Origin of the sequence: Bordetella genomosp. 11 (assembly GCF_002261215.1) — a bacterium.
In the GTDB taxonomy this organism is placed as follows: Bacteria; Pseudomonadota; Gammaproteobacteria; order Burkholderiales; family Burkholderiaceae_B; genus Bordetella_C.
Window position 1 is genome coordinate 212,859 of the sequence record NZ_NEVS01000001.1, and the last position, 23,009, is coordinate 235,867.

At 67.2% G+C, this 23,009-nt stretch carries 22 protein-coding genes; 13 read left to right on the top strand and 9 right to left on the bottom strand.

The annotated features are described in order from the left end of the window. Positions 1-125: 125 nt before the first annotated feature. The 4 genes from CAL28_RS00980 to CAL28_RS00995 all read left to right on the top strand — a co-directional run bounded on the left by CAL28_RS00980 (position 126) and on the right by CAL28_RS00995 (position 3,395). Positions 126-707, top strand: coding sequence for an SCO family protein (locus CAL28_RS00980; RefSeq protein ID WP_094839564.1), 582 nt, complete (start codon positions 126-128; stop codon positions 705-707). 4 nt (positions 708-711) lie between these two features. Further along, positions 712-1,755 carry a COX15/CtaA family protein gene (locus CAL28_RS00985; protein ID WP_094839565.1) on the top strand — a complete coding sequence of 348 codons (1,044 nt, stop codon included), beginning with the start codon at positions 712-714 and terminating at the stop codon, positions 1,753-1,755. 118 nt (positions 1,756-1,873) lie between these two features. Beyond that, complete coding sequence (cyoE, locus tag CAL28_RS00990) at positions 1,874-2,767, top strand: heme o synthase (RefSeq protein ID WP_094839566.1); 894 nt, start codon at positions 1,874-1,876, stop codon at positions 2,765-2,767. Between the two features lie 19 nt (positions 2,768-2,786). Further along, positions 2,787-3,395: an SCO family protein gene (locus CAL28_RS00995; protein WP_094839567.1), complete on the top strand. Its 609-nt coding sequence runs from the start codon at positions 2,787-2,789 to the stop codon at positions 3,393-3,395. On the opposite strand, the gene CAL28_RS01000 is transcribed toward CAL28_RS00995, so the two are convergent. Further along, on the bottom strand, positions 3,376-3,618 hold the full coding sequence (locus CAL28_RS01000) for a DUF3717 domain-containing protein (RefSeq protein WP_094839568.1): 243 nt from the start codon (positions 3,616-3,618) through the stop codon (positions 3,376-3,378). The genes CAL28_RS00995 and CAL28_RS01000 overlap by 20 nt on opposite strands. Positions 3,619-3,794: 176 nt before the next feature. Between CAL28_RS01000 and CAL28_RS30150 the strand changes: the two genes are divergently transcribed. From CAL28_RS30150 to CAL28_RS01030, 6 genes are all read left to right on the top strand, one after another. Continuing rightward, positions 3,795-4,502: a glycine zipper 2TM domain-containing protein gene (locus CAL28_RS30150; protein ID WP_094839569.1), complete on the top strand. Its 708-nt coding sequence runs from the start codon at positions 3,795-3,797 to the stop codon at positions 4,500-4,502. A gap of 28 nt (positions 4,503-4,530) precedes the next feature. Beyond that, the gene (locus tag CAL28_RS01010) at positions 4,531-5,409 is read left to right on the top strand and encodes a PhaM family polyhydroxyalkanoate granule multifunctional regulatory protein (protein ID WP_094839570.1); all 879 of its coding nucleotides are present in this window, start codon (positions 4,531-4,533) and stop codon (positions 5,407-5,409) included. A 53-nt stretch (positions 5,410-5,462) separates the two neighbouring features. Then, a complete protein-coding gene (glmU, locus tag CAL28_RS01015; protein ID WP_094839571.1) occupies positions 5,463-6,833 on the top strand; it encodes a bifunctional UDP-N-acetylglucosamine diphosphorylase/glucosamine-1-phosphate N-acetyltransferase GlmU in 1,371 nt (456 codons plus the stop codon). An 89-nt stretch (positions 6,834-6,922) separates the two neighbouring features. Then, positions 6,923-8,272: an MFS transporter gene (locus CAL28_RS01020; protein ID WP_254926011.1), complete on the top strand. Its 1,350-nt coding sequence runs from the start codon at positions 6,923-6,925 to the stop codon at positions 8,270-8,272. Between the two features lie 138 nt (positions 8,273-8,410). Then, positions 8,411-9,745, top strand: coding sequence for a UDP-glucose dehydrogenase family protein (locus CAL28_RS01025; RefSeq protein WP_094839572.1), 1,335 nt, complete (start codon positions 8,411-8,413; stop codon positions 9,743-9,745). Continuing rightward, positions 9,742-10,830 carry a glycosyltransferase family 4 protein gene (locus CAL28_RS01030; RefSeq protein WP_094839573.1) on the top strand — a complete coding sequence of 363 codons (1,089 nt, stop codon included), beginning with the start codon at positions 9,742-9,744 and terminating at the stop codon, positions 10,828-10,830. The genes CAL28_RS01025 and CAL28_RS01030 overlap by 4 nt, the downstream gene beginning before the upstream one ends. 14 nt (positions 10,831-10,844) lie before the next feature. On the opposite strand, the gene CAL28_RS01035 is transcribed toward CAL28_RS01030, so the two are convergent. Next, positions 10,845-11,324, bottom strand: a complete 480-nt coding sequence (locus CAL28_RS01035) for an Lrp/AsnC family transcriptional regulator (protein WP_094839574.1) — start codon at positions 11,322-11,324, stop codon at positions 10,845-10,847. 175 nt (positions 11,325-11,499) lie between these two features. Here CAL28_RS01035 and glmS point away from each other — a divergent pair, with 175 nt between their 5' ends. Then, positions 11,500-13,332, top strand: coding sequence for a glutamine--fructose-6-phosphate transaminase (isomerizing) (gene glmS, locus CAL28_RS01040; protein ID WP_094839575.1), 1,833 nt, complete (start codon positions 11,500-11,502; stop codon positions 13,330-13,332). Positions 13,333-13,357: 25 nt separating this feature from the next. On the opposite strand, the gene CAL28_RS01045 is transcribed toward glmS, so the two are convergent. The 6 genes from CAL28_RS01045 to CAL28_RS01070 all read right to left on the bottom strand — a co-directional run bounded on the left by CAL28_RS01045 (position 13,358) and on the right by CAL28_RS01070 (position 19,547). Further along, positions 13,358-14,149: an anti-sigma factor family protein gene (locus CAL28_RS01045; RefSeq protein ID WP_094839576.1), complete on the bottom strand. Its 792-nt coding sequence runs from the start codon at positions 14,147-14,149 to the stop codon at positions 13,358-13,360. After that, positions 14,146-14,685, bottom strand: a complete 540-nt coding sequence (locus CAL28_RS01050; protein ID WP_094840549.1) for a sigma-70 family RNA polymerase sigma factor — start codon at positions 14,683-14,685, stop codon at positions 14,146-14,148. The genes CAL28_RS01045 and CAL28_RS01050 overlap by 4 nt, the downstream gene beginning before the upstream one ends. 19 nt (positions 14,686-14,704) lie before the next feature. Further along, positions 14,705-16,156, bottom strand: a complete 1,452-nt coding sequence (locus CAL28_RS01055; protein ID WP_440588359.1) for a YncE family protein — start codon at positions 16,154-16,156, stop codon at positions 14,705-14,707. Positions 16,157-16,176: 20 nt separating this feature from the next. Then, entirely contained in the window at positions 16,177-16,671 is a 495-nt protein-coding gene (locus CAL28_RS01060) for a DUF305 domain-containing protein (RefSeq protein WP_094839578.1), read from the bottom strand. Between the two features lie 143 nt (positions 16,672-16,814). Next, positions 16,815-17,648 (bottom strand): alpha/beta fold hydrolase, encoded by an 834-nt coding sequence (locus CAL28_RS01065; protein ID WP_094840550.1) that lies wholly within the window; start codon positions 17,646-17,648, stop codon positions 16,815-16,817. 138 nt (positions 17,649-17,786) lie between these two features. Then, the gene (locus CAL28_RS01070) at positions 17,787-19,547 is read right to left on the bottom strand and encodes an MOSC and FAD-binding oxidoreductase domain-containing protein (protein ID WP_094839579.1); all 1,761 of its coding nucleotides are present in this window, start codon (positions 19,545-19,547) and stop codon (positions 17,787-17,789) included. Positions 19,548-19,748: 201 nt separating this feature from the next. Here CAL28_RS01070 and CAL28_RS01075 point away from each other — a divergent pair, with 201 nt between their 5' ends. Next, a complete protein-coding gene (locus CAL28_RS01075) occupies positions 19,749-20,288 on the top strand; it encodes a DUF4142 domain-containing protein (protein WP_176463830.1) in 540 nt (179 codons plus the stop codon). A 60-nt stretch (positions 20,289-20,348) separates the two neighbouring features. Here the strand turns inward: CAL28_RS01075 and CAL28_RS01080 are convergent, their stop codons facing one another. Beyond that, positions 20,349-21,533 carry a GGDEF domain-containing protein gene (locus tag CAL28_RS01080; protein ID WP_094839580.1) on the bottom strand — a complete coding sequence of 395 codons (1,185 nt, stop codon included), beginning with the start codon at positions 21,531-21,533 and terminating at the stop codon, positions 20,349-20,351. Positions 21,534-21,928: 395 nt separating this feature from the next. Here CAL28_RS01080 and CAL28_RS01085 point away from each other — a divergent pair, with 395 nt between their 5' ends. Then, positions 21,929-22,981 (top strand): DUF2242 domain-containing protein, encoded by a 1,053-nt coding sequence (locus CAL28_RS01085; RefSeq protein WP_094839581.1) that lies wholly within the window; start codon positions 21,929-21,931, stop codon positions 22,979-22,981. Positions 22,982-23,009: the final 28 nt, after the last annotated feature.

The window sequence follows — 23,009 nt, forward strand, 5'->3', positions numbered from 1 at the left end:
TCGCGCAAGCGCAAGCACCCGCGCGTTTAGCATTCACTTTCCGCAGGATTACGATTTTGGCCACACCCGTCCCGACCCCCCTGCCCGACGCGTCATCCACCACGCGGCGACGCGCCAGGTCCGTCATGATCGCGATTTTCGTGATCACGCTCGCGCCCATACTGGGCGCGGTGATCATGTACCTGAACCCGCAATGGTGGCCGGACGACAGCAGCAATTACGGCACGCTGGTGGAGCCGCAGCGCGACATGCCCGCGCCGGCCGCCCTGCCGCTGGCCACGCTGGACGGGCAGCCCTTCGATCTGGCCAGCCTGAAAGGCAAGTGGCTGTTGATGGCGGCCGACGGCGGCGCGTGCCCGGAGTCCTGCGCCCGCAAGCTGTTCATTATCCGTAATACCCACGCCAGCCAGGGCAAGAACGTCGACCGCCTGGCACGTGTGTGGTTCATCACCGACGACGCGCCGGTGCCGCAGAAGGTGCTGGATGCCTATCGCGGCACGGTGATGGTGCGGGGGCGCCCGGAACAATTGGCGCCTTTCCTGCTGGGTGCCCCGGCCGGTGCCGCCGACCCCGCCGCCGCGCTGGCCGGCCCGATCTGGATGGTGGACCCGCTGGGCCACCTGATGCTGCAATTCCCCGCCGAGGCCGATCCGGTCCGGGTGCGCAAGGACGTCAGCAAGCTTGTCTACAACTCGCGTATTGGCTGAACGCATGGACCCCGTTATCCGTCGCTACCGCAAACTGGTTTTCTTCACCTGGTTCCTGACGCTGGACCTGATCATGTTCGGCGCCTTCGTCCGCCTGACCGATTCCGGCCTGGGCTGCCCCGATTGGCCCGGCTGCTACGGCAGCGTGACGCCGCTGGGTTCGCTGTCCGACATCCATGCCGCCAACCAGGCCATGCCCTTCGGCGCCGTGTCGCTGTCCAAGGCCTGGATTGAAATGATCCATCGCTATGCCGGATCCATCCTGGGCATGCTTATCATCGCCATTGTTTATATGGCATGGCGCTATCGCGGCCGCCTGGGACATTCGCCCGCGCTGGCGACGGCCGCGCTGGTGATCGTATGCGTGCAGGGCGCGTTCGGCGCGTGGACGGTGACCCATCAGCTGATGCCCGTGGTCGTCACCTCGCATCTGCTGTTCGGCATGCTGACGCTGGCCGTCATGACGTGGCTGGCCGCGCGCGAACGCCCTTACCAGCCGCTGGGCGCGGCGGCGGCGCGCTGGCGTGGCTGGATGGCGGGCGGCGTGGCGCTGCTGACGCTGCAGATCGCCCTGGGAGGCTGGGTCAGCACCAATTATGCAGCCCTGGCCTGCATGGATTTCCCGACCTGCCAGGGGCAATGGCTGCCGCCCATGGACTTCAAGGGCGGCTATTCCATCATCCGCGCGCTGGGCGAATTGCCCTCCGGAGAGATGATCTCGCAGTACGCCCTGACCGCCATCCATTGGGTGCACCGCAATTTTGCCTTCGTCGTGTTCCTGTATCTGGGCATCCTGGGGTTCCGCCTGCGCACGGAACGCGGCCTGCGCGGGCCCGCCAACCTGATGCTGGGCCTGCTGCTGGCCCAGTTGCTGACCGGCCTGACCACCATCTTCTTCCAGTGGCCGCTGTTGATCGCCGTGCTGCACAATGGCGGCGCGGCCGGCCTGGTGCTGGCGGCGGTCACGCTGCTGGTGCGCTTGTCCACGGCCGGCGGCCCCGCGCTGCGCGCATTGCGGGCCGCGCAACCGCAAGAGGGCCTGGCGTGAGCGCCCGTCCCGCCCCCCTTATTTCCCCGCCGTCGACGCGGGGATACGTTGAATGCGCGGCGGCTTTCCTGCCTGCTGACAGGTTCTGTCGCCCAGCCGGTTTAAAATACCGCCCATCATGACCAGTTTTGCCGCCTCGGATTCCGGATTGCTGCGCCAGTACCTGGTGCTTACCAAGCCCCGCGTGACACAGCTCGCGGTGTTTTGCGCCGTCATTGGCATGTTCCTGGCCGCGCCAGGCATGCCGGACCTGAAACGCGTCGCCTACGCGACGCTGGGTATCTGGCTGCTGGCGGCTGCCGCCTTCGCCATCAATTGCCTGATCGAACAGGAAGTCGACGCCCGCATGCTGCGCACGGCGCGGCGGCCCACCGCGCGCGGCACCATCCTGCCGCAGCAGGTCCTGGCGCTGTCCGGCCTGCTCGGCGGCGCCGGCATGCTGGTGCTGTACAACCTGGTGAACCCGCTGACAATGTGGCTGACCTTCGCCACGTTCGTCGGCTATGCCGTCATCTACACGGTCATCCTCAAGCCGCGCACGCCGCAGAACATCGTGATCGGCGGGCTATCGGGCGCCATGCCGCCCGCCCTGGGCTGGGCCGCGATCGCCAACGCCACGCCCGCGCAGGCCTGGGTGCTGGTGCTGATCATCTTCATCTGGACGCCGCCCCATTTCTGGGCGCTGGCGCTGTATCGCACCAACGACTACATCAAGGCCGGCCTGCCCATGCTGCCGGTCACCCATGGGCAGAAGTTCACGCGCCTGCACATCCTGTTGTACAGCGTGGCGCTGCTGGCCACGACGCTGCTGCCTTACGCCATCCGCATGAGCGGGCTGATCTACCTGGTGTGCGCCGTGGTGCTGGGCGGGGTGTTCGTGGGCCATGCCTGGCGGCTGTACCGCGATTACTCCGATGCCCTCGCGCGCAAGCTGTTCCGCTATTCCATCGTGTACCTGTCGCTGCTGTTTGGCGCCCTGCTGATCGATCACTGGGCCCTGCTGCTGGCCTGATCCGTCGCGAGATCCTCCCATGCCCGTTGCCATCGCCCTGCCGCGCCGCGCCCTGCTGCGCACCTTCGCCGCCGCCCCCATCGCCGCTCTGCTGGCGGCCTGCGGGCAGGATGCGCCGTCCTTCAAGGGCAGCGACATCACGGGCACGCACCTGGGCAAGAACCTGTCCATGGTCGACCAGGACGGCCGGCCGCGCACGCTGGCGGACTACGCCGGCAAGGTGATGGTGGTGTTCTTCGGCTATACCCAGTGCCCCGACGTCTGCCCGACGTCGCTGGCGGAACTGGCGCAGGTCATGCAGGCGCTGGGGCCCGACGCATCGCGCGTCCAGGTCGCCATGATCACCGTGGATCCGGAGCGCGATACACCGGAAGTCCTCAAGCAATACGTGCAGACCTTCAACCCGTCCTTCGTGGGCCTGACCGGCTCGCCGGAGCAGGTCAAGCAGGCCGCCACGTCATTCAAGGTGTATTACGCCAAGGTGCCCGCCAAGAACGGCAAGGACTACAGCATGGACCACAGCGCGGCGTTCTACCTGCTGGACGCCAAGGGCGAGGCACGGGTGCTGGCGGGCAACGGCTCGGACGTCGCCTCGCTGACGCACGATATCAAGGCTTTGCTGGGCTGAGGCCGCCGACGGCCGCGTCCCAGGCCGCGTAGGCCTGCCGGGCCGGTTCGTCCAGTTCCGTTGCCGGAATATCGCGCCGGCCGGCAAGGATCATCAGCGCATACGGCGTTGCCAGCGCCGACGCCTGCGCGCACAGGCGTGATTCTTCCCCCGTGGCGGGGATGCGGTTGCGCCAATAATTGATTGCGTCTTCGAGCCGTGTGATCGGGATGACGGTGTCCATCGGATCATTGTCCCAGAATCGCGGGCAAAGTCATGCGGCAACGCGGACGGGGCATTCAACGTTACGGGCCCTGCCGGTCCCGGCTTTGCAACTCTTTCAAACGGTCACTTTGGCAATACGCGGTAAATAGGTCCGGGTGCTATACATCGGGCCGTCTTTTCCAGAAGGAGACCCTTATGAATACTCCGGCCCCCTTGCAGGGCGTCGCCGCGCGCGGCCGCCTGCATCCCCTGGTCGCCATCGCGTCCGTATGCGTGATCGCGCTGTGTGCCGTGGCCACCGCGGCCATCATGGGCTGGCTTCCCACGCCCAACGCCCAACAGGAGCGGACCGCCGAGCACAGCGCCGGCGCGGTGGGTCCTGAAGACGCCAATCTGGCGCCGCTGCCGGTGGCGCAGGGCGGTGCCACGGGCGCGGCGGCCGCGCCGCCGCAGCGTGTGGCCCAGGCGCCCGCGTCGGGCTCCCAGCCTCGCGCTCAAGCGCCGGCGGCCTCCGGCCAGGCACCCGCGCCCGGGCAGCCAGGCGCCGCGGCATGTCCGCAATGCGGCGTCGTGGTTTCGGTGAATACCGTCCAGGTGCCGGTCCAGAACCAGAGCGAACCCATCGTCGGTACCGTCGCGGGCGGCGTGGTCGGTGGCGTGGTCGGCAACCAGTTCGGCGGCGGCAATGGCAGGACCGCGCTGACCGTGCTGGGCGCCGTGGGCGGTGCTTTGGCAGGCCGCGAAATCGAGCGTAATATCAAGCAGCAACAGACCGTGACACGCTATCAGCTTGTGGCTCGTACCAACGACGGCCGCTCGCATACCTTCCATAGCGCGACGCCATTCCAATATGCGCCGGGCCAGGCGATACGCGTCGAAAACAACCAGCTGTTGCCCGGCTGATACCGCCCGGCGCGGGCACGAGGACGAGATGACAGACCAAAACAGCAATCCCTTCGTTCTGCCCGGCATGGGACAAGGTTCGGCCGACATGGCGGGCAATCCGCTGCTGGCCAGCATGGAGATGATGCGCCAGGCCTGGGCCGGACTGACCGGGCCGGGAGGCCTGGCGCAGGTGATGCCCATGACGGCGCCCATGAACGTGCAGGAGCTCGAACGGCGCATCGCCGAACTGCGTGCCGTGGAAAGCTGGCTGCGCATGAATCTGTCCATGTTGAGCAGCACCATCCAGGGCATGGAGGTCCAGCGCTCCACCATCGCCACCCTGCGTTCCTTCGTCGACAACCTCAGTACCCAGAGCCAGGATCCCGCCCGCTGGGGCGACGCCTCGCCATTGGAAATCGTGCTGGGCTTGAAGCCGGCACCCGGCGGCGCGAGTGCCGCCACCGGCGGGCAGGCGCGCGAAGCGCGTGCGGCCGCCGGCCCCGGGCCCGAGACGCACGCGCGATCCACGGGCCAGCCGCCGGCCGATGCGGGCGCACAGGCTGCCGATGCGGGCGCTGGCGCCGGTGCGGCGGCGCAGGGCGCTGGCGCTGCTTCGGCGGGCTCGGCCCAGGCCATCAGCCAGGCCGCGCAATCGGCATCGGAGGCCTGGTGGGGCATGCTGCAGCAGCAGTTCAACCAGTTGGCGGCCGCCACGGCCGCCAGTATGCCGCCCATGCCTGGAGGCACGGCAGCGGGTTCCGCGCAGCAGGGCGCGCCGTCCTCTGGCGCGGCCGGCACGGGTTCGTCGTCCGCCGGCAAGCGCGGCGGCGCCGCGAAACCGGCCTCCGCGCCGGCCGGCCGGGCTGCCTCTCGTAAAACGGCCGTCAGGAAAAACAAAATACAATCGGACCCTGATCAGTCGTAGTTTCCTTCTAGCCATGCGCCGCCCACGAGGCGGCGCATTCTTGTCGAGATTCCATGCTCAATGTCGTCATACTCGCTGCCGGGCTGGGCAAGCGCATGCAATCGGACCTACCCAAGGTACTGCATACCCTGGCTGGCCGGCCTATGTTGGAACATGTCCTGGACAGCGCCCGCGCGCTGGATCCCGCGCGTATCGTGGTGGTCGTGGGGCATGGCGCGGAGCGCGTCAAAACGGCGTTCAAGGGCCAGGACGACCTGTCCTTTGCCCTGCAACAGCCCCAGCACGGTACCGGCCACGCCGTCGCGCAGGCCGTTCCGCTGCTGCGGGAAGGCGATGCCGACGACGTGACCCTGGTGTTGTACGGCGACGTGCCGCTGGTTCAGCCCGATACGCTGCGGCGCCTGCTGGCCGCGCGCGGAACGGGCATGGCCGTATTGACGGAAACGCTGGACGATCCCACCGGTTATGGCCGCATCGTTCGCGATCCGCAAGGCAACGTCATGCGCATCGTCGAGCACAAGGATGCATCGGACGACGAGCGCGCCATCGCCGAGGTCAACACCGGCATCCTCGCCGCGCCCACGGCCCGCCTGAAAGACTGGCTTACGCGCATCGATAACCGCAACGCGCAGGGCGAGTACTACCTGACCGATGTGGTCGGCCTGGCCGTCGCGGACGGCGTCGCGGTCGGCAGCGCGCAACCGGCCCAACGCTGGGAAACGCTGGGCGTGAACAGCCGCTTGCAGCAGGCAGAGCTCGAACGCGTCTGGCAACGCGAGCAGGCCCGCCGCCTGCTCGAGGCCGGTGCCTCCATCGCGGATGCCGCGCGCTTCGATCTGCGCGGCAGCCTGCGCGTCGGTCGCGATGTGTTCATCGACGTGGGCTGCGTGTTCGAAGGCGAGGTCGAGCTGGCCGACGGCGTGCGCATCGGCCCGCATTGCGTGCTGCGCGACGTGCGCGTCGGCGCCGGCACCATGGTCGAGGCCTACAGCCATCTGCAGGGCGCGACGATCGGGCGCGATGCGCGCATCGGTCCCTACGCCCGCCTGCGTCCGGGCACCGCGCTGGCGGACCGCGCGCACATCGGCAATTTCGTCGAGGTGAAGAACAGCAACGTCGGCGTGGACAGCAAGGCGAACCACCTGGCCTACATCGGCGATGCGGATGTGGGCGCGCGCGTCAACGTGGGCGCGGGGGCGATCACCTGCAACTACGACGGCGCGAACAAGCACCGGACCACCATCGAGGACGACGTCTTCATCGGTTCCGATACCCAGCTGGTCGCGCCGGTGCGCGTGGGCCAGGGGGCCACGCTGGGCGCGGGCACCACGCTGACCCGCGACGCGCCGGCCGGCAAGCTGACCGTATCGCGCGCCCGGCAGGCCACCATCGACAACTGGCAACGTCCGGTCAAGAAATCGTGAAGGACCAGAGCAGCACGCCCCCCAGCGCCCAATCCGGTCCCGCACCGGGGGGATCCGGCGCCGACGCCCCCAAGCCCGTCTTCGAGGGGCTGCCCACACCGCGCCGCTATTGGGCCGCCGGTGTGGTGATGCTGGGCATGACGCTGGCCGTGCTGGACGCCACCATCGCCAATGTGGCGCTGCCGACGATCTCCGCGGACCTGAACATCGATCCGGCCAGCGCGGTGTGGATCGTCAATGCCTATAGCGTGTCCGTCGTCGTCATGCTGCTGCCGCTGTCGGCGCTGGCCGAACGGGTCGGCTTTCGCCGCATGTTCGGCCTGGGCCTGGCGTTGTTCACGCTGGCGTCGTTGGGCTGCGCCATGGCCAGTTCGCTGACGACGCTGATACTCGCGCGCATGTTCCAGGGCGTGGGGGCGGCGTCGTTGATGTGCATGTTCGGCGGGCTGGTGCGCAATATCTATCCCCTGGCCAAGCTGGGCCGGGGCATCAGCCTGAATGCCACCCTGGTGGCCGTGATGTCGGTGCTCGGGCCGACGCTGGGATCGGTGATCCTGTCGGTTGCCGACTGGCCATGGATATTCGCGGTGAACGTGCCCATCGGCATTTTCGGGCTTTTCCTCGTCCGGTTCCTGCCCGACCCGCCGCGCAATACGACGCCTTTCGATGTGATCAGCGCCTTGCTTTGCATGGTGGTGCTGGGCGTGTTCATTACCGGTGTGGACAATCTGCACGAAGACCTGATCCGCGGCCTGGGCATGGTGGCGATTTCGGTGCTCGCCGGCATCCTGCTGGTGCGCCGCGCCAACCGCCAGGCCGCGCCGCTGGTGCCCGTCGACCTGCTGCGCATCCAGGCGGTGGCCTATGCGGTCGCCGCATCGGCGTGCACGTTCGCGGCGCAGATGAGCGCCTATGTTTCCCTGCCCTTCTATTTCCAGTCCGTGCTGGGCCGGCCGCATCTGGAGGTCGGCATGCTGCTGGCCGCCTGGCCTGTCGGCACCGCCGTCGTGGCGCCGCTGGCCGGACGCCTGTCCGACCGTTATTCGGCCGCCGCGCTCAGCGGCGTGGGGGCGGGCTGCATGACGTTCGGCCTGGTGTGGCTGGCGGTTTTGCCGCACAGCGCGTCCAACGCGTGGATCGTCGCGGGCATGCTGATCTGTGGCCTGGGTTTCGGTTTTTTCCAGACGCCGAACAACCGTTCCATGATTTCGGCCGCGCCCCGCACCCGCAGCGGCGCCATCGGCGGCGTGCAGGCCACCACCCGGGTCTTCGGCCAGAGTTTCGGTACCGCGCTGGTGGCCACCGCCTTCGGCCTGGCGCCGTCGCACGGGCCGCTGGTGGCGATTATCCTGGGGGCGATATGCGCCGGCATGGCCGTCCTGGTCAATACGGTGCGGTTCTCCCGCGTGACGGCATCTTCGCCCGGCCGCAGGCGCTAGGGCCGGGCCCCGCGTTTATTTCATGATTGTCCGATGGGCCCGGCGCCAGGGCTGCGCGGCGGGGGTTGTCATCGCCGACTCCTATAATGGCGCCATGGCCGCGCGTCCTGCGCGCGATGAATCAATGAAGGGCAATCAATGAAGATCACCGTGGTGGGTACCGGCTACGTCGGCCTCGTTTCGGGCGCCTGCCTGGCGGAAATGGGCAACGACGTCATGTGCCTGGACGTCGATGCCGGCAAGGTCGAGCGCCTGCGGCAAAACGACATTCCCATCTACGAACCCGGCCTGGAAGAGCTGGTGCGCCGCAACGCCAAGGGCGGCCGTTTGCATTTCACCACCGACGTCGCCGATAGCGTGCGCCATGGCGACGTGCAGTTCATCGCCGTCGGCACGCCGCCCGGCGAAGACGGATCGGCCGATTTGCAATACGTGCTCGAAGCGGCCCGCAATATTGCCCGTCACATGGACGGCCGCAAGATCATCGTCGACAAGTCCACCGTGCCGGTGGGAACGGCGGACAAAGTACGCCAGGTGGTGGCCGACGTGCTGGCGCAGCGCGGTGTCGATTATCCGTTCAGCGTCGCTTCCAATCCCGAGTTCCTGAAGGAAGGCGCGGCGATCCAGGATTTCATGAGTCCCGACCGTGTGATCGTCGGCGCGGACGACGACTATGCCGTCAGCGTCATGCGGCGCATCTACGAACCCTTCCAGCGTACCCACGACCGGCTCATGGTGATGGACGTGCGGTCGGCGGAGCTGACCAAATACGCCGCCAATGCCATGCTGGCCACGCGCATTTCCTTCATGAACGAAATGGCCAACCTGGCCGAGATCCTGGACGCCGATATCGAACAGGTGCGCCGCGGTATCGGCGCGGACCCGCGTATCGGCTATCAGTTCCTGTATCCGGGTCCGGGATACGGGGGCTCGTGCTTTCCGAAGGACGTGCAGGCGCTGGTGCGGACGGCGGAGCAGCATGGCCTGCCCATGCGCGTCATCCAGGCCGTCGAAACCGCCAACGAAGCGCAGAAATACCGCCTGTCGCAGAAGATCGCGCGCCGTTATGGCGAAGACCTGGCGGGGCGTACCTTCGCGCTGTGGGGCCTGGCGTTCAAGCCCAACACGGACGATATGCGCGAGGCGCCCAGCCTGACGGTGATCGAAGAACTGACGCGGCGCGGCGCCCGCATCCGCGCCTACGATCCCGTCGCCATGGACGAGGCGCGCAAGGTGCTGGGCCGCCGCGGCGATCTGCTGGCGCAGGTGGAATTCGTGGCGGACATGTACGAGGCGGTGGACGGCGCCGACGGGTTGCTGCTGGTCACGGAATGGAAAGCCTTCCGCGCGCCGGATTTCGAGCGCATCCTCGGCTTGATGAAGTCGCCCTTGATCCTGGACGGCCGCAACCAGTACAACGCGGCCGAATTGAAAGCCCTGGGCTTCGACTACGAGGGCATCGGCCGCGCATGAAAATCCTGCAGCTCAATTTCGAGAAAGGCTGGCGTGGCGGGGAACGGCAAACCCTGTACTGCATGATGGCCTTTCGCGATGCTGGGCATCAGGTCGAGCTGCTGGCGCGGGCCGGCGCTCCCCTGGCGCAGCGCGCGGCGGAACAGGGGTTTACCGTGCATGCCGTCAAGCATGTGCCAGCGCAGCTGGGCTTCCTGGCCACGCGCGGACGGCGCTACGACATCATCCATGCCCAGACGGCCAATACGGTCACCTGGGCGGTCCTGACCAAGCCGCTGCACGGGCGTCCCGTCGCGTTTTCGCGGCGCACGTCGTTCGTGGTCAAGCCCGACGAAGAATGGAAGACGGGCGCCAAGTGGCGCCGCGTGGATCTGTTCGTGGCCATCAGCGACATGGCCGCGGGCGAACCGCGGCGCCTGGGCCTCGAGCCTGTCATCATCCGCAGCGCCGTGTTGCCGGCGCCGGTCGATACGGACAACCTTGCGCGCCTGTCCTCGGAATTCAAGCGGCCGGGCAAGAAGGTCGTCGCGACGTCGGCCGCGCTGATCCACGACAAGGATCCCCTGACGATGATCCGCGCGGTGGGCGAACTGGCCGACACGCGCCTGGATTTCATCTTCGTGCATTTCGGCGCGGGCGGGAACAACGAAGCGCAGGCGCGCGCGCTGGTCGCGGAACTGGGCCTGGAATCGGTGTACCTGTTCGCCGGCTTTCGCAAGGGCGTGGAAGATTTCTATGCCGCCATGGACGTGTTCGCCATGAGTTCGCGCGAGGAAGCCCTGGGCAGCAGTGTGTTCGACGCCTTCCTGCATCGCGTCCCGGTGGTGTCGACCGACGCCGGGGGGCTGAAGGAAAGCCTTGCCGATGGGCGCGGCATCCTGTGTCCCGTGGAAGACCATCATGCCCTGGCGCAGGGCATGGGGCGGCTGCTGGACGATGCGCAGTTGCGGCAGGATATCGTCCGGCGCGCGTATGACTATGTGCGCGCGGAACATGATGTGCGCGGCATGGGCGATCGCTATCTGGCGCAGTTCGAGCGGGTGCTGCGGGAACGCGGCGAAGCCCGGCGGATCGAGGCACCCTGAGCGCGGCCCGCCCGCTATATCGCCAGCCGGGTTTCGAATTTCGCCCGATGCACCGAAAAGAAGGTGCGCACGTTGCGGACGTTGGCCTGCGCGGTGAACGCGCGATGCACCAGCGCATGGTAGGCGGGCATGTCCTTGACCTGCGCGACCAGCAGAAAGTCCGGCCCCGGCGACACGCGGTAGCACTGCAGGACGGCGGGTTCGTCGCGCATGCGGGCCTCGAATTCGTCCAGGCGTTCCGCCGCCTGGACATCCAGCGTCACCTCGACCAGCGCGGTCAGGGTGCTGCCCAGCCGTGCGGGATCGAGGATGGCGACCTGTTTCTGGATCACGCCGGTTTCGGTCAGGCGGCGGACGCGGCGCAGGCAGGTCGGCGGCGACGCATGGACGCGCTCGGCCAATTCCTGGTTGGTCAATGAGGCGTCCGCCTGGAGCTGCTCCAGGATGCGGCGGTCCAGTTCGTCCAGGTGGGGTAGTTCATCCGGCTCGGTCATGGCGGTTTGATGACGAGTAATGAAATTGGTGAGTTACCAGAATAGCAGATTAGGAATATAATTTCACAAAACTGGGTCGCGATAAGAAAATTTCATTTTCTACCTGATAAAGAAATCCGATTTCTTCGCATCGCCCGCACAATCCCGCCATCGTAAGCATTTCCTGGAGCTTTCCATGTGCGGAATCGTCGGCGCCGTCGCCCAGCGCGACATCACCCCCATCCTGGTCGAGGGCCTGCGGCGCCTGGAGTACCGGGGCTACGACTCCTGCGGCGTGGCCGTCTATGCGGACGGCGAGTTGCGCCGCACCCGCAGCACAGAGCGCGTCGCCGAACTGTGCGAGCAGATCCAGCGGGATCATCTGTCCGGCTTCACGGGCATCTCGCATACGCGATGGGCGACCCACGGCGCCCCCGCCACGCATAACGCGCATCCGCATTTCTCCAGCTTCGGCAAGGACGCGCCGCGCATCGCGCTGGTACACAACGGCATCATCGAAAACCACGACGAGCTGCGCGCGGAACTGCAGGCCGCCGGCTATGTATTCGAAAGCCAGACGGACACCGAAGTCATCGCGCACCTGGTCAATCACCTGTATGCCGGCGACCTGTTCGAAGCCGTGCAGCAGGCCGTGCGCCGCCTGCATGGCGCCTACGCCATCGCGGTGTTCTGCCGCGACGAACCGCACCGCGTGGTCGGTGCGCGCCAGGGTTCGCCGCTGGTGGTGGGCGTCGGCAACAACGAGAACTTCCTCGCGTCGGACGCGCTGGCGCTGGCCGGCACCACGGATCGCATCATCTACCTGGAAGACGGCGACGTCGTCGACCTGCAGCTGACGCGCGTGTGGATCGTCGACGAGCAGGGCCGGCCGGTCGAACGCAAAGTGAACACCGTGCAGGTGCACACCGGCGAGGCCGAACTGGGCCCGTATCGGCATTTCATGCAGAAGGAGATCTTCGAGCAGCCGCGCGCCGTGGGCGACACCCTGCAGGATATCGAAACCATCACGCCGGAGCTGTTCGGCGATGGCGCGTATCGCGTCTTCAAGGATACGGACTCGGTGCTGATCCTGGCCTGCGGCACCAGCTATTACGCGGGATTGACCGCGAAGTACTGGATCGAGTCGCTGGCCCGGATCCCCACCGCGGTGGAAATCGCCAGCGAATACCGTTATCGCGACAGCGTGCCGAATCCGCGCACCCTGGTGGTGACCATCTCGCAATCCGGCGAGACGGCGGATACCCTGGCGGCGCTGAAGCATGCGCGCAGCCTGGGGATGGAAAATACGCTGACCATCTGCAATGTCGCCACCAGCGCGATGGTGCGCGAATGCAAGCTGGCCTTCATCACGCGCGCCGGGGTGGAAATCGGCGTCGCCTCGACCAAGGCCTTCACCACGCAGCTGACGGCGCTGTTCATGCTGACCCTGGCGCTGGCGCAGACCCACGGCCGCCTGACGGACGACCAGGAAGCCGATCACATCAAGGCATTGCGCCATCTGCCCGTCGCCATCGGTTCGGTGCTGGCGCTGGAGCCGCAGATCATCAGCTGGGCCGAGCGCTTCGCCAGCAAGGAAAACGCGTTGTTCCTGGGCCGCGGGTTGCACTATCCCATCGCCCTGGAAGGCGCGTTGAAGCTGAAGGAGATCAGCTACATCCACGCCGAAGCCTATCCCGCGGGCGAACTGAAGCATGGCCCGCTCGCCCTGGTGACCGAGCAGATGCCGGTCGTCACCATCGCGCCGAACGACGCCCTATTGGAGAAGCTGAAATCCAATATGCAGGAAGTGCGCGCGCGCGGCGGCGAACTGTATGTGTTCGCGGACGCGGACAGCCATATTTCCAGCGGCGACGGCACGCATGTCATCCGCATGCCGGAGCACTACGGCAGGCTGTCGCCCATCCTGCACACGATCCCGCTGCAATTGCTGGCGTATCACACCGCATGCGCGCGGGGCACGGACGTCGACAAGCCGCGCAATCTGGCCAAGAGCGTGACGGTGGAGTAGCTGGCGGGGCCGTCGACGTCGTGTGCTATCCGCGCACCGGTGGGGCGTCGACCTGCCGCCGGACTTCATCGGCGACAGGGTGGATATCGGGTACCGAGGCGGGGCCGATCAAGCTGTAGCCCAGGCCCTGGTCGACCCAGGCATAGCCGGAAAGTCCCGGTGCCTTGTGCGCGGACATGGGCATATCGTCCTTCCTGGCCATCGGGCGCACCATCATGGCGATGCGGGTGCCCTGCGCGTCGTCATACAGGAACAGTCCCGCCGGGCCATGCTCGGTGGCGACCAGCCGGCCTCCCATGAAGCGGTAGCCGGCCGACGCCAGGTTCGGCAGCGCGATCGGGCGGGCCAGGCGCTGCGAAATCCAGGACACCAGTTGCGCGCTGTCGCTGGCCGGCATTTCCACGGGCCGCGTCGAATCGGCGGCATACACCTGGTAGCTTGCTGCCGCCTCGCGGGCCAGGGCCGCCAGGCCGGTGTTCGGCGATTCGGTGGCGCCGCGCATGTGCCAGCCGCCCACGCCGCCGATTCCCAGGGCCAGCACGACGGACGCGGCGATGCGCCACGGGATGTGGCGCCGCCGCCGATGCGCCTCGACCATGCGCGCGAGGTTCAGCTCCGGCGGAATGGGTTCATCCATGATGGGCGCCAGTTGCTCGCGCAGGCGCTGGCGCAGCTCGCCATGGCCGCGCAAGCGAGCCGCGACATCGGGATGGCGGGCCAGGTATTCTTCGATCCGGGCCCGCTCCGGTCCCGCGAGCGCACCGTCCACGTAGGCGTGAAGGTCTTCTTCCCGGATGGGGGAACCGCCTGTATTCATTTCACTCTCCGCAATACCGGTTTGCCGTCGGCATGCCGCCCATCGCCACCGGTATCCCTGCCGGCGCCTCGCATGATGCGCAGCAGCTTTTCCCTGGCCCGTGCCAGGCGCGATGTGACCGTCCCTGTCGGGATGTCCAGCACCTTCGCGGCTTCCTCGTATGACATATCTTCCACGGACACCAGCAACACGACGCTGCGCTGTTCGTCCGGCAATTGTTCCAGCGCCCGCAGTACGTCGCCGTAGCGCAATTGATCTTCCTGCGCGGGCGGCACGGACAGCATGGTGTCATCCGCCGCATCCAGCGGTATGTCCCCGGCACGGGCACGCGTGCGCCGCAGCTGGTCCATGGCGAGGTTGTGCATGATCGCAAAGATCCATTTGCGCGTGTCGCCGCCATCGCGCCGCTGATGCCAGCGGGCGATGGCGCGCTCCAGGCAATCCTGCACGAGGTCGTCGGCGACGTGAGGATCGCGCAGCAGCGCCCTGGCATAGCGGCGCAGCGCGGGAATCAGGGGCTCTACGAGCCGCACCATGTCATCCAAGCAAGTGTCCTCAGAGAGACTGAACCTGTACGGGAGTGCCGGGCTTGCCGTCCTGTTGCGGCGCGATCACCAGATAGCGCCGGGCGCCCGCGGTCGTGGGGTCCGCCTGCACCACTTGCCGAATCGGGCCGATGGCGTTGACGATAGCCGATCCGGCCGGATTGGTCATGAAGGCGGCCAGCGGCTGCAGGGCGCCGCCGCCGTCCTCGCGTTCCGAGAGGGCCAGCACGTAGGCTCTTTTGGGTTCGAGGCCCGTCGCCGATGCCTGCAGGACCTGGAGCAGGCCCTGGTCGAACAGGGTGACGGAGGTGGGCGGCATCTCGGAAGAGAGCGGCTTGTCCGTCCCTACCGCGCGCAGGGCCAGATGCGCGGCCTGGCCGGCCACGCCCAGCGGCTGCAGGTTCTGCGTGCCGTCCCCCTTGGGCACCGCGTTCGGCACGTAGGCGATCGCCTGCGGCGCCTGTCCGATGGCCACGGTGCCTATCACCGTGTTGGTGGCCGTGTCGATGGCGGCCAGGGCGTCGGCGTTTTCCTCGCCGACATAGATGCGCGAGCCGTCGCCGGACGGCCACACCCCGTGGGGAAGCTTGCCTACCGGTATCGTCGCCACCTGGGAGTAATCGTCGGTACGGAACACCTTGACCTCGTTCAGGCCGCCTATCGTCACGTACGCGAAGGTACCGGTCTTGGTGCGGGCGAAGTTCACGTGATTGGTGATGGGGCCGGTGTCCAGGGTTTTCAGCAATTTGAACGGCGGCCGCGCGTCGAACACCTGCGTCTTGCCGACGTCCTTCAGCGTGAACCAGACCTGCTTGCCGTCCGGCGTCGCGGCGATGTTCGGGCAGAAGGGACTGGCCTGCGGCACCTTGCCGACGATGGTGTGGTTGGAAACCTGGACCACCACGGTTTCCGGGTTGAAAGACGAACAGATATAGCCGTACTTACCGTCCGGCGAAAAGATCTGCATGCCCGGTCCCGCCGCGGTGGTGATGCGGGTCTTCTCCCGATAGGTTGCCGCGTCTATGACCGACACGTAGTTCTCGCCGCGCACGGTCACCCATACCTCTTTGCCGTCGGGGGTGAAGAACGCCTCGTGCGGCGAGCGGCCGACATAGGTGGTGTGCTTCACGCTATTGGTGGCGGTGTCGATGAAGGTGACCGAGTTCGAGCCGATCGACACCACCGCCAGGGTGCGGTGGTCGGGCGAGTAGCCCATGCCGTGCACCAGTACCTGGCCCCGGTACAGCGGGCTGAAGTTGCCCGGTGCCGGATCGCCCAGGCGGATGACCCCCAGCAGCTTGCCATCGACCGGATCGGTCACCGAAACCGTATTGGAGAACTGTTCCGCGGCGTAGACGCGGTCTGCATGGGTGATGGGGATATCCGCGCTGGCGGCGGTGCCGGGCGCCTGGCCGGCGTTCGATGACAGGCTTGCGGCGCCCAGTATGGCGGCGGCCAGCATATTGAGGACAAACGTGGGCTTCATGGCTTGATGGGCTCCGGTGAGCGTTGGTCGTGGTGATGGTGGGACATGTCCATGGACATGGATGGCTGTGCGTCCGGTGCGGGCTGTTGCGGCCGGGAGGCCGGCGCGGCATCGGGCTGGGTCGGCGCCGGTGCCGATGGCGGCAGCGGCTGGCCCAGCGCCAGCCGCATGGCGGCGATTTCCTGCTGCTGTTCGACAATGATTTCCTGTGCGATGCGGCGCAGCTGTTCATTCTTGCCGTAGCGCAGCTCCGCCTGGGCCATGTCGATGGCACCTTGATGATGCGGGATCATCATGGCGGTGAAGTCCTGGTCGATGTCGCCGGTGGGCTTGGTTTCCATGCCGGCCATCATGCGGTCCATGGCGGCATTGTTTTCGGCGAGAAAGGCGGCCTCGTTGCCGTCAGCGGCCCAGGCGGGCGCGGCGACGGCGGCCGCGACGGCGAGCAGCACGGCGTGCCCACGCCGGCCGCGGAAGAATGGAAGCGTCATTGCATCCCCTGTCGGAAAAGTCGTCGATACAGGGGTAGACGTCGGGAAGGCGTGAATCCTTCCCATCCCGCAAAATTTTTTTTACGGCGGCGGCCGTGGCACCACCGGGACCCCGACGCGCGTGCCGGTATTGCCGGACGCCCTCAGGCGCCGGCGGTGCTTGCGGTGACGCGCTGAAGGAAGTCCAGCACCGGCCGCGTGACGTCCTGCGGCCGCTCCAGGCTGGGCAGGTGGGCCGCGCCCGGTATTTCGTGGCCTTGCGCACCGGGTATCGTGTCCGCGATATGCCGGGCCCGTGCCTGGATGTGTGGGAAATCGAGATCTCCCCAGATCAGCAGGGACGGCGCCCGGATTTCGCCAAGGCGCGGGTAGGCAGGCTCGGTATCCAGGTTGGACCCGACGGGCGCAGACCGCAGCGCGATGGCGTTCATGTCATGGAAAAGCGCTCTTGCCGCGCCCGCGACCCGTCCTTCCGGCGCCAGGGGGCCGTCCAGCCAGAGTCGCGCCCTGATTTCGTTCAGCCTGTCGAGGTCGCCGGCCTGCTCGGCCAGCCGTTGCCGGTCCAGCACCGGCTGGATTCCGGGGGGATAGTCCGTGGGGTCGGGCGCGCCGCTGACGCTGGGCGCGACCAGCACCAGGGCGCGCACGCGGGACGGATGCCGCAGGGCCGCGTCCAGCGCGATCCTGCCGCCTTGCGAGCAGCCGACCAGGATGGCCGGCGCGCCGCCCGCGATGCCATCGATGACGGCCATCAGGTCCGCGACCGGCGAGGCATCTTCTTCTTCCGCGCGTGTCTCGCCGAAGCCGCGCCTGTCGTAGGCGATGGCCTGGTATCCGCCGCCGACGGCCTCCAGCTGCGCGCGCCACATGCGCCGATCGCCCACGACGGCATGCAGGAACACGACCGGATGGCCGGTGCCGGCCACGTCCGCCGCCAGCACGGCGCGTCCGGAGACAATTCGATGAAGGGCGGGCATATCTCTGGTTCCTGGTTCGCGTGGAGGGAATCCGATGACGCGCGCGGTTTTCTTGCCGGGATCGGCCATCGGCGCTTGCGAAAGAATAATGGCTTTTTGTCGGTATGGATCCGCCATCTTGCACATGGAACGGATGCATCAGAGATCGATCACGACATCACCCCGTGGCCGCGCGCAACAGATAAGCACGTTGCCGGCAGCCGGTGCGTCGAGCGGTGCGGGCTGATAGGCAACGTCGCCCGACACCAAGCCGCTTTCGCAGTTATGGCAAACCCCGGCCCGGCAGGACCAGCGGACCGGCACGTCGCAGGCCTCCGCCAATTCCAGGATGCTTTGATAGGCCGATGGGTCCCAGCGAGTCGCGATTCCGCTGCGCGCGAAGGAAATCAACGGTCCGTCGGCGGACGCATTTTCCGGCGGATGCGGCATCCGGGCGGCAGCGGGCGCAATGCCGGGTGTCAACGTATCCCCGCCGTTGAAGGTTTCGGCATGAATCCGTGCTGGCGGTACTTGCAGCGAGGCAAGCGCTTCCTTCATGTCGTTCATGAACGCGGGCGGGCCGCAAAGGTAGATATCGGCCCCGGGTGGAATACCGACTTCGCGCAAGGCCGCGGCCGATAGCCTGCCCGTCGCATCGAAGTCCTGTCCCACCCGATCCTCCGGCCCCGGCCGGCTATAGCGGACATGGCTGCTGGCGTGAGGCAGCGAGCGCACCAGACCGCGGGCTTCGGCGGCAAAAGGATGGTGGCGTCCGTCGCGGGCCGCATACAGCCACAGCACCCGCCGCTTCGTATGCGCCGCGGCCAAGGCATGCAGCATCGCCAGCACCGGCGTCGCGCCGATTCCCGCGCTCAGGAGCACCACCGGTCCGTCGCCCGGTTGCAGCGCGAAGGTGCCGCGCGGCGCGCTGACATCGAGGAGGGCGCCCTGCTCGATCCGCGTGCGCAGGTAGTTTCCGGCTGCGCCGTTAGTCTCCACTTTCACGCTGATGCGATAGCTTTGCGCCGAATCCGCGCCGGACAGCGAGTAGCTGCGGAACAGCGGCGGCGCGTCGGCGGCGGTTCTCAGCCGCAGCACGACGTATTGTCCGGGCAGGTGGGCCGGCAGGGGCTGGCCATCCGTGGCGCGCAGCGTCAACGAGACCACGTCGTCGCATTCGTTGTCCATCGCGGTCACCGCCAGAGGACGGAATCCCGGCGCGACCGGCCGTCTTGCCGCCGCCGGCGCAAGCCCGGCGTTCCCGCCCGGCAGCGCGTTCGACTGTTCCAGCAGCGCCTTGAAAGATCCGCGCCATCCTGGCGAGAGCGCGTCGACGCGCAACGCGCGCTCCAGTTGCTCGCGCGGATGATGCGGCGAATAAAGGAGGGCGTTGACGGCCGCGACAGTCAATCGGTCCGTCGCTTCGCCGACCTTGGCGATTTCGTCGCCGGGGCCGACTTCGCCTTCGCGAAGGACGCGCAAATAAAAGCCGGGCAGTCCGCTGGCGGTCAGCAGGGCCGGCATCCTGGGTTCGTTCATCCGGATGCCGACGCGATAACAGGTGACGCGGGGCTGGGTGACCTCGAAGAGGGCGGTACCGATGCGATAGCGATCGCCGATGCATACCTCGGCGTCGGCCAGTCCTTCGACGGTGAAATTCTCGCCGAACTGCCCGTGCACCAGGTCTTTCCTGCCCAACTGCGCTTCCCAGTGGCGATAGGCCTCTACCTGATAGACCAGGACGGCGCGCTGCTCGCCGCCGTGGCCGGCCAGGTCTCCCTGGCCGTCGCCCTCCAGATTCAGGCGGCCGACGCGGCAGCGCCCGTAAACGGGGTACTTCCAGATGCCGGTATGGACGGTGCGGCCCTTCCATGCGACGTCGCGCGGCAAGCCGACGTTTACCGATACCAGTCTCGCCATGATCGTCTCCGAGGCCGCGCGGACTTGTTTCGAGGTCCCCGCCTGCGCGGCGGCTTTCGGGGTTCAAGCCTGGGCAGCGCCAATGGTGGCCGCGACCATGCCGATCATAGACATTTCCGCCGGCAAGCGGCGGTTTCCCGGCACGCGGGCATGGCCCGTGCTGCCCGGGCGCTTCAACCAGACGTCCCCGGAGGACCAACCATGAGACTTTATCGTGCCCTTTTGCTATCTTCCTTCGCCGCGCTCGTCGGTATCTCGGGCTGTGCCAGTCGCGATAGCGGCGGCCGCCAGGCCATGCTGACCGCCAGCGACCAGACCTTCCTGGAAAATGCCGCCCAGGGCAACCAGGCGGAAATCCAGGGCAGCAAGATGGCGCTGGACAAGAGCACCAGCAGCGACGTACGCGCCTTCGCGCAAACGATGATCAAGGACCACACCGCCGCGAACGAGAAACTGACCGCTTTGGCCACGCGCAAGGGCTATAACCCGCCGACCGCGCCGTCCATGATGCAGGCCACCGAATTGAAGGGCTTGAACCTGTTCTCGGGCAACGCCTTCGACAAGGCCTATGTGGATCGCATCGGCATTGCCGCGCATGAGGCCACTATCCGGCAGTTCGAGACCGCCGCGCAAAGCGCCGACGATGCGGACATCCGGGCCTTCGCGCAAGGCATGCTGCCGGCGCTGCGGCACCACCTGGAGATGGCGCAGGCGCTGAACCAGCGGCAGAAGTCGCAATAGGCATAGACATCGGGCTGGCACACCGGTCGACAAGGGACCGCGTGTGCCGCCACGCCGCTATCACCGATTGACCAGGCGCGGTGCCTGCTCTTCGGTCGGTATAGCCGACACCACGAGATTCCGGCCCATCGCCTTCGCCGAATACAGCGCCGCGTCCGCGCGCGCCATCAGATCGGCCAGCGTGTCGCCGGGTTGGCATTCGTCCACGCCGGCGCTGAAGGTGCACGATATTTCCCCGCAATGCGCGGACAGCCGGGACTCGGTGACGCGCACGCGCAGGCGGTTGAGCAGCGCTTCGGCCTCTTCGCCGCGGGTGTCCGGCAGCAGGATGGCGAATTCTTCGCCGCCCAGGCGGCCGAAGATATCGCCCGCGCGGATATGCCGGGCGACGATGGACGAAAAGTACGACAGCGCCAGATCGCCCGCCGCATGTCCGTGGGTGTCGTTGATCGCCTTGAAGTGATCGATGTCCAGGATGGCGATCGCGAATGTGGACTGGGTGCGCCGCGCGCGTTCCAGGTGTGCTTCGGCCTGCGCCATGAATTCGCGCCGCGTCAGCGCGCCGGTCATTTCATCGATGGTTGCCAGGCGTTCCATCAATTCGGCCATGCGGTCGTATGCCAGCATGACCGCGCCGATGGCCAGGCACGGCAGCGTGACGATGCCCGTCGCGATAAAGCCGATGTTGGACGCGTTGGGCTGCATGAAATGCGTGTGGTTCTCCAGGCCGAGCACGACGGCGAGGGCGCGCGCCGCATGCACCAGGCCGCCCGCCGCGGCGACGGCGGCCACGAAGAAATAGCTGTAGGCGGGCCGATGGCGCGGACGGTGGCTGTAGGCGGTCCAGCTGACGGCCATGCGCACATATCCCAGAAAGGTCGAGACGATCACGATGCGCGCATTTAGGCTGGGCGTGAGGTAGGTGAAGTACGCCAGCCCGCCAATGGCGATCGCGTAGGCCGCCATCTCGTCGAGCCGTATCGCGCGCAGGCCGAAGAAGCGCCGGTATCCATGCAACACCAGCAATCCCGCGGTAAGGAACAGCGCGCCGGCGGCGGCGATGGTCAGGCGCGGCGGTGAAATGCTGTTCAGCGCCAGCAAGAACATGGACAGCACGATGAGGGAGTGCGCGCAGATCCACGATGCCACGCCCGGGATCCGCGTGCGCAACAGCGAGCCCAGCACCGCAGTGCTTACCACGCCGGACATGATGCCGATCACATAGAGGGCGACAGGGCTGAACATGGATTCCTGGGCGGATCGAGAGGGCGAGTCGTGGGCCGCCCGGGCCTGGGCTGGCGGGGGGGGCCACAGGCAGGCCAGGGCGGCCCGCGCCCATTATTGCCCGTAAATACTTGTAAACATTTGCGTTAAGACAAATTTTCCTGCGGCGGTCCGGGCCGGCCCGGACCAGGAAGGATTCAGCGGCCCAGCCACGCCGCCGGGATGGCGATGTCGAACCGTCCCCTTATATCCACCCCGCCCCTGATTACCGCGCGACACATGTGAAACGCCCGGGCGCGATGCGGGCTGGGCGATCGACGTTACGCTGTTCGATCGTCCCGCTCGCCGATCCGCCGATCCGTCGATCCTGCCGGTTGCCGGTGGGCCGAATCCGTTCAAGACATGGTGACGCACCGATGGCATACACGCAGTTCCCGCAGCCCGATAACTTCCTTTCCGCGCCTTCGGCTTCAGCCGGCGCGCAAGGCTACGCCGCCCGGATCGGCGCCGCGCCCGCCGGTGCCAGGCCCCGCCGGCGCGCCGGCGCCAGGGCCGCGGCCCCCGCGCTTCTTGCCGTCGCCGCGGGCTGCATGGCGCTGGCCGGATGCACCAGCACGCCCCGGCAGGCTTACCCCGAGACCTTCAAGGACACGAGTACGTATTCCCGCTCGTATGCGGCCTCCGACGCGGCGACCTGCGAAGCCGCGCGGCGGGCGCTATTGAGCCAGGGCTATACGATCGGCAAGGCGCAGACCGACGGCGTGGAGGGACAGAAAAACTTCCAGGTCCAGGACGAGAACCAGCAGCACCAGGTGATCTCCTTCCACGTGGTGTGCGCCTCGGATCACCACGCGTCGCCGAAGACCACCGTCTTCGTGAACGCGGTGCAGGACAGGTACATCATCAAGAAAACCAGCAGTTCGGCGGGAGTGGGCTTGAGCGTGCTGGGGTCGGTCTCGATGCCGTTCGGCTCCTCCGACGATTCGCTGGCCAAGATCAGCAGCGAAACGATTTCGGCGTCGTCCTTCTACGAAGGCTTTTTCGACCTGCTGCAGCGGTATCTGCCGCAAAGCGGACCGGCGGGCGGCGCGGCGCCGGCGTCGTCCGACGCGAGCTCGCCGGCCGCGAAAATGCCCACGCCTGCCGCGGCGCCCGCGCCCTCGCCACCGCCTTCCTCGCAGGGTGCCGCATCCGGGGGCACCGCGCCCGCCGCCAAGCCGGCCGCCGGGCAGCCGCAGGACACCCCGTCGTCCGCCGCGCCATCGTCCCAGCCGGATGCATCCACGCCGGCGTCTCCGGCCGCGCCAGCCTCCTCGCCAACTCCCTCCTCACCCCCGTCTTCGCCGCCCTCTTCAACCTCCTCTTCGACCCCCTCTTCGACCCCGCCGCCGGCTCCCGCATCGGCCCCCTCGTCCGGTCCTGCGACCTCTGGCGATGGCGGCGCGGGTGGGACCACCGCGACCCCGTAGCGCGCCGTTTCGCGACGCACGCGTCGAC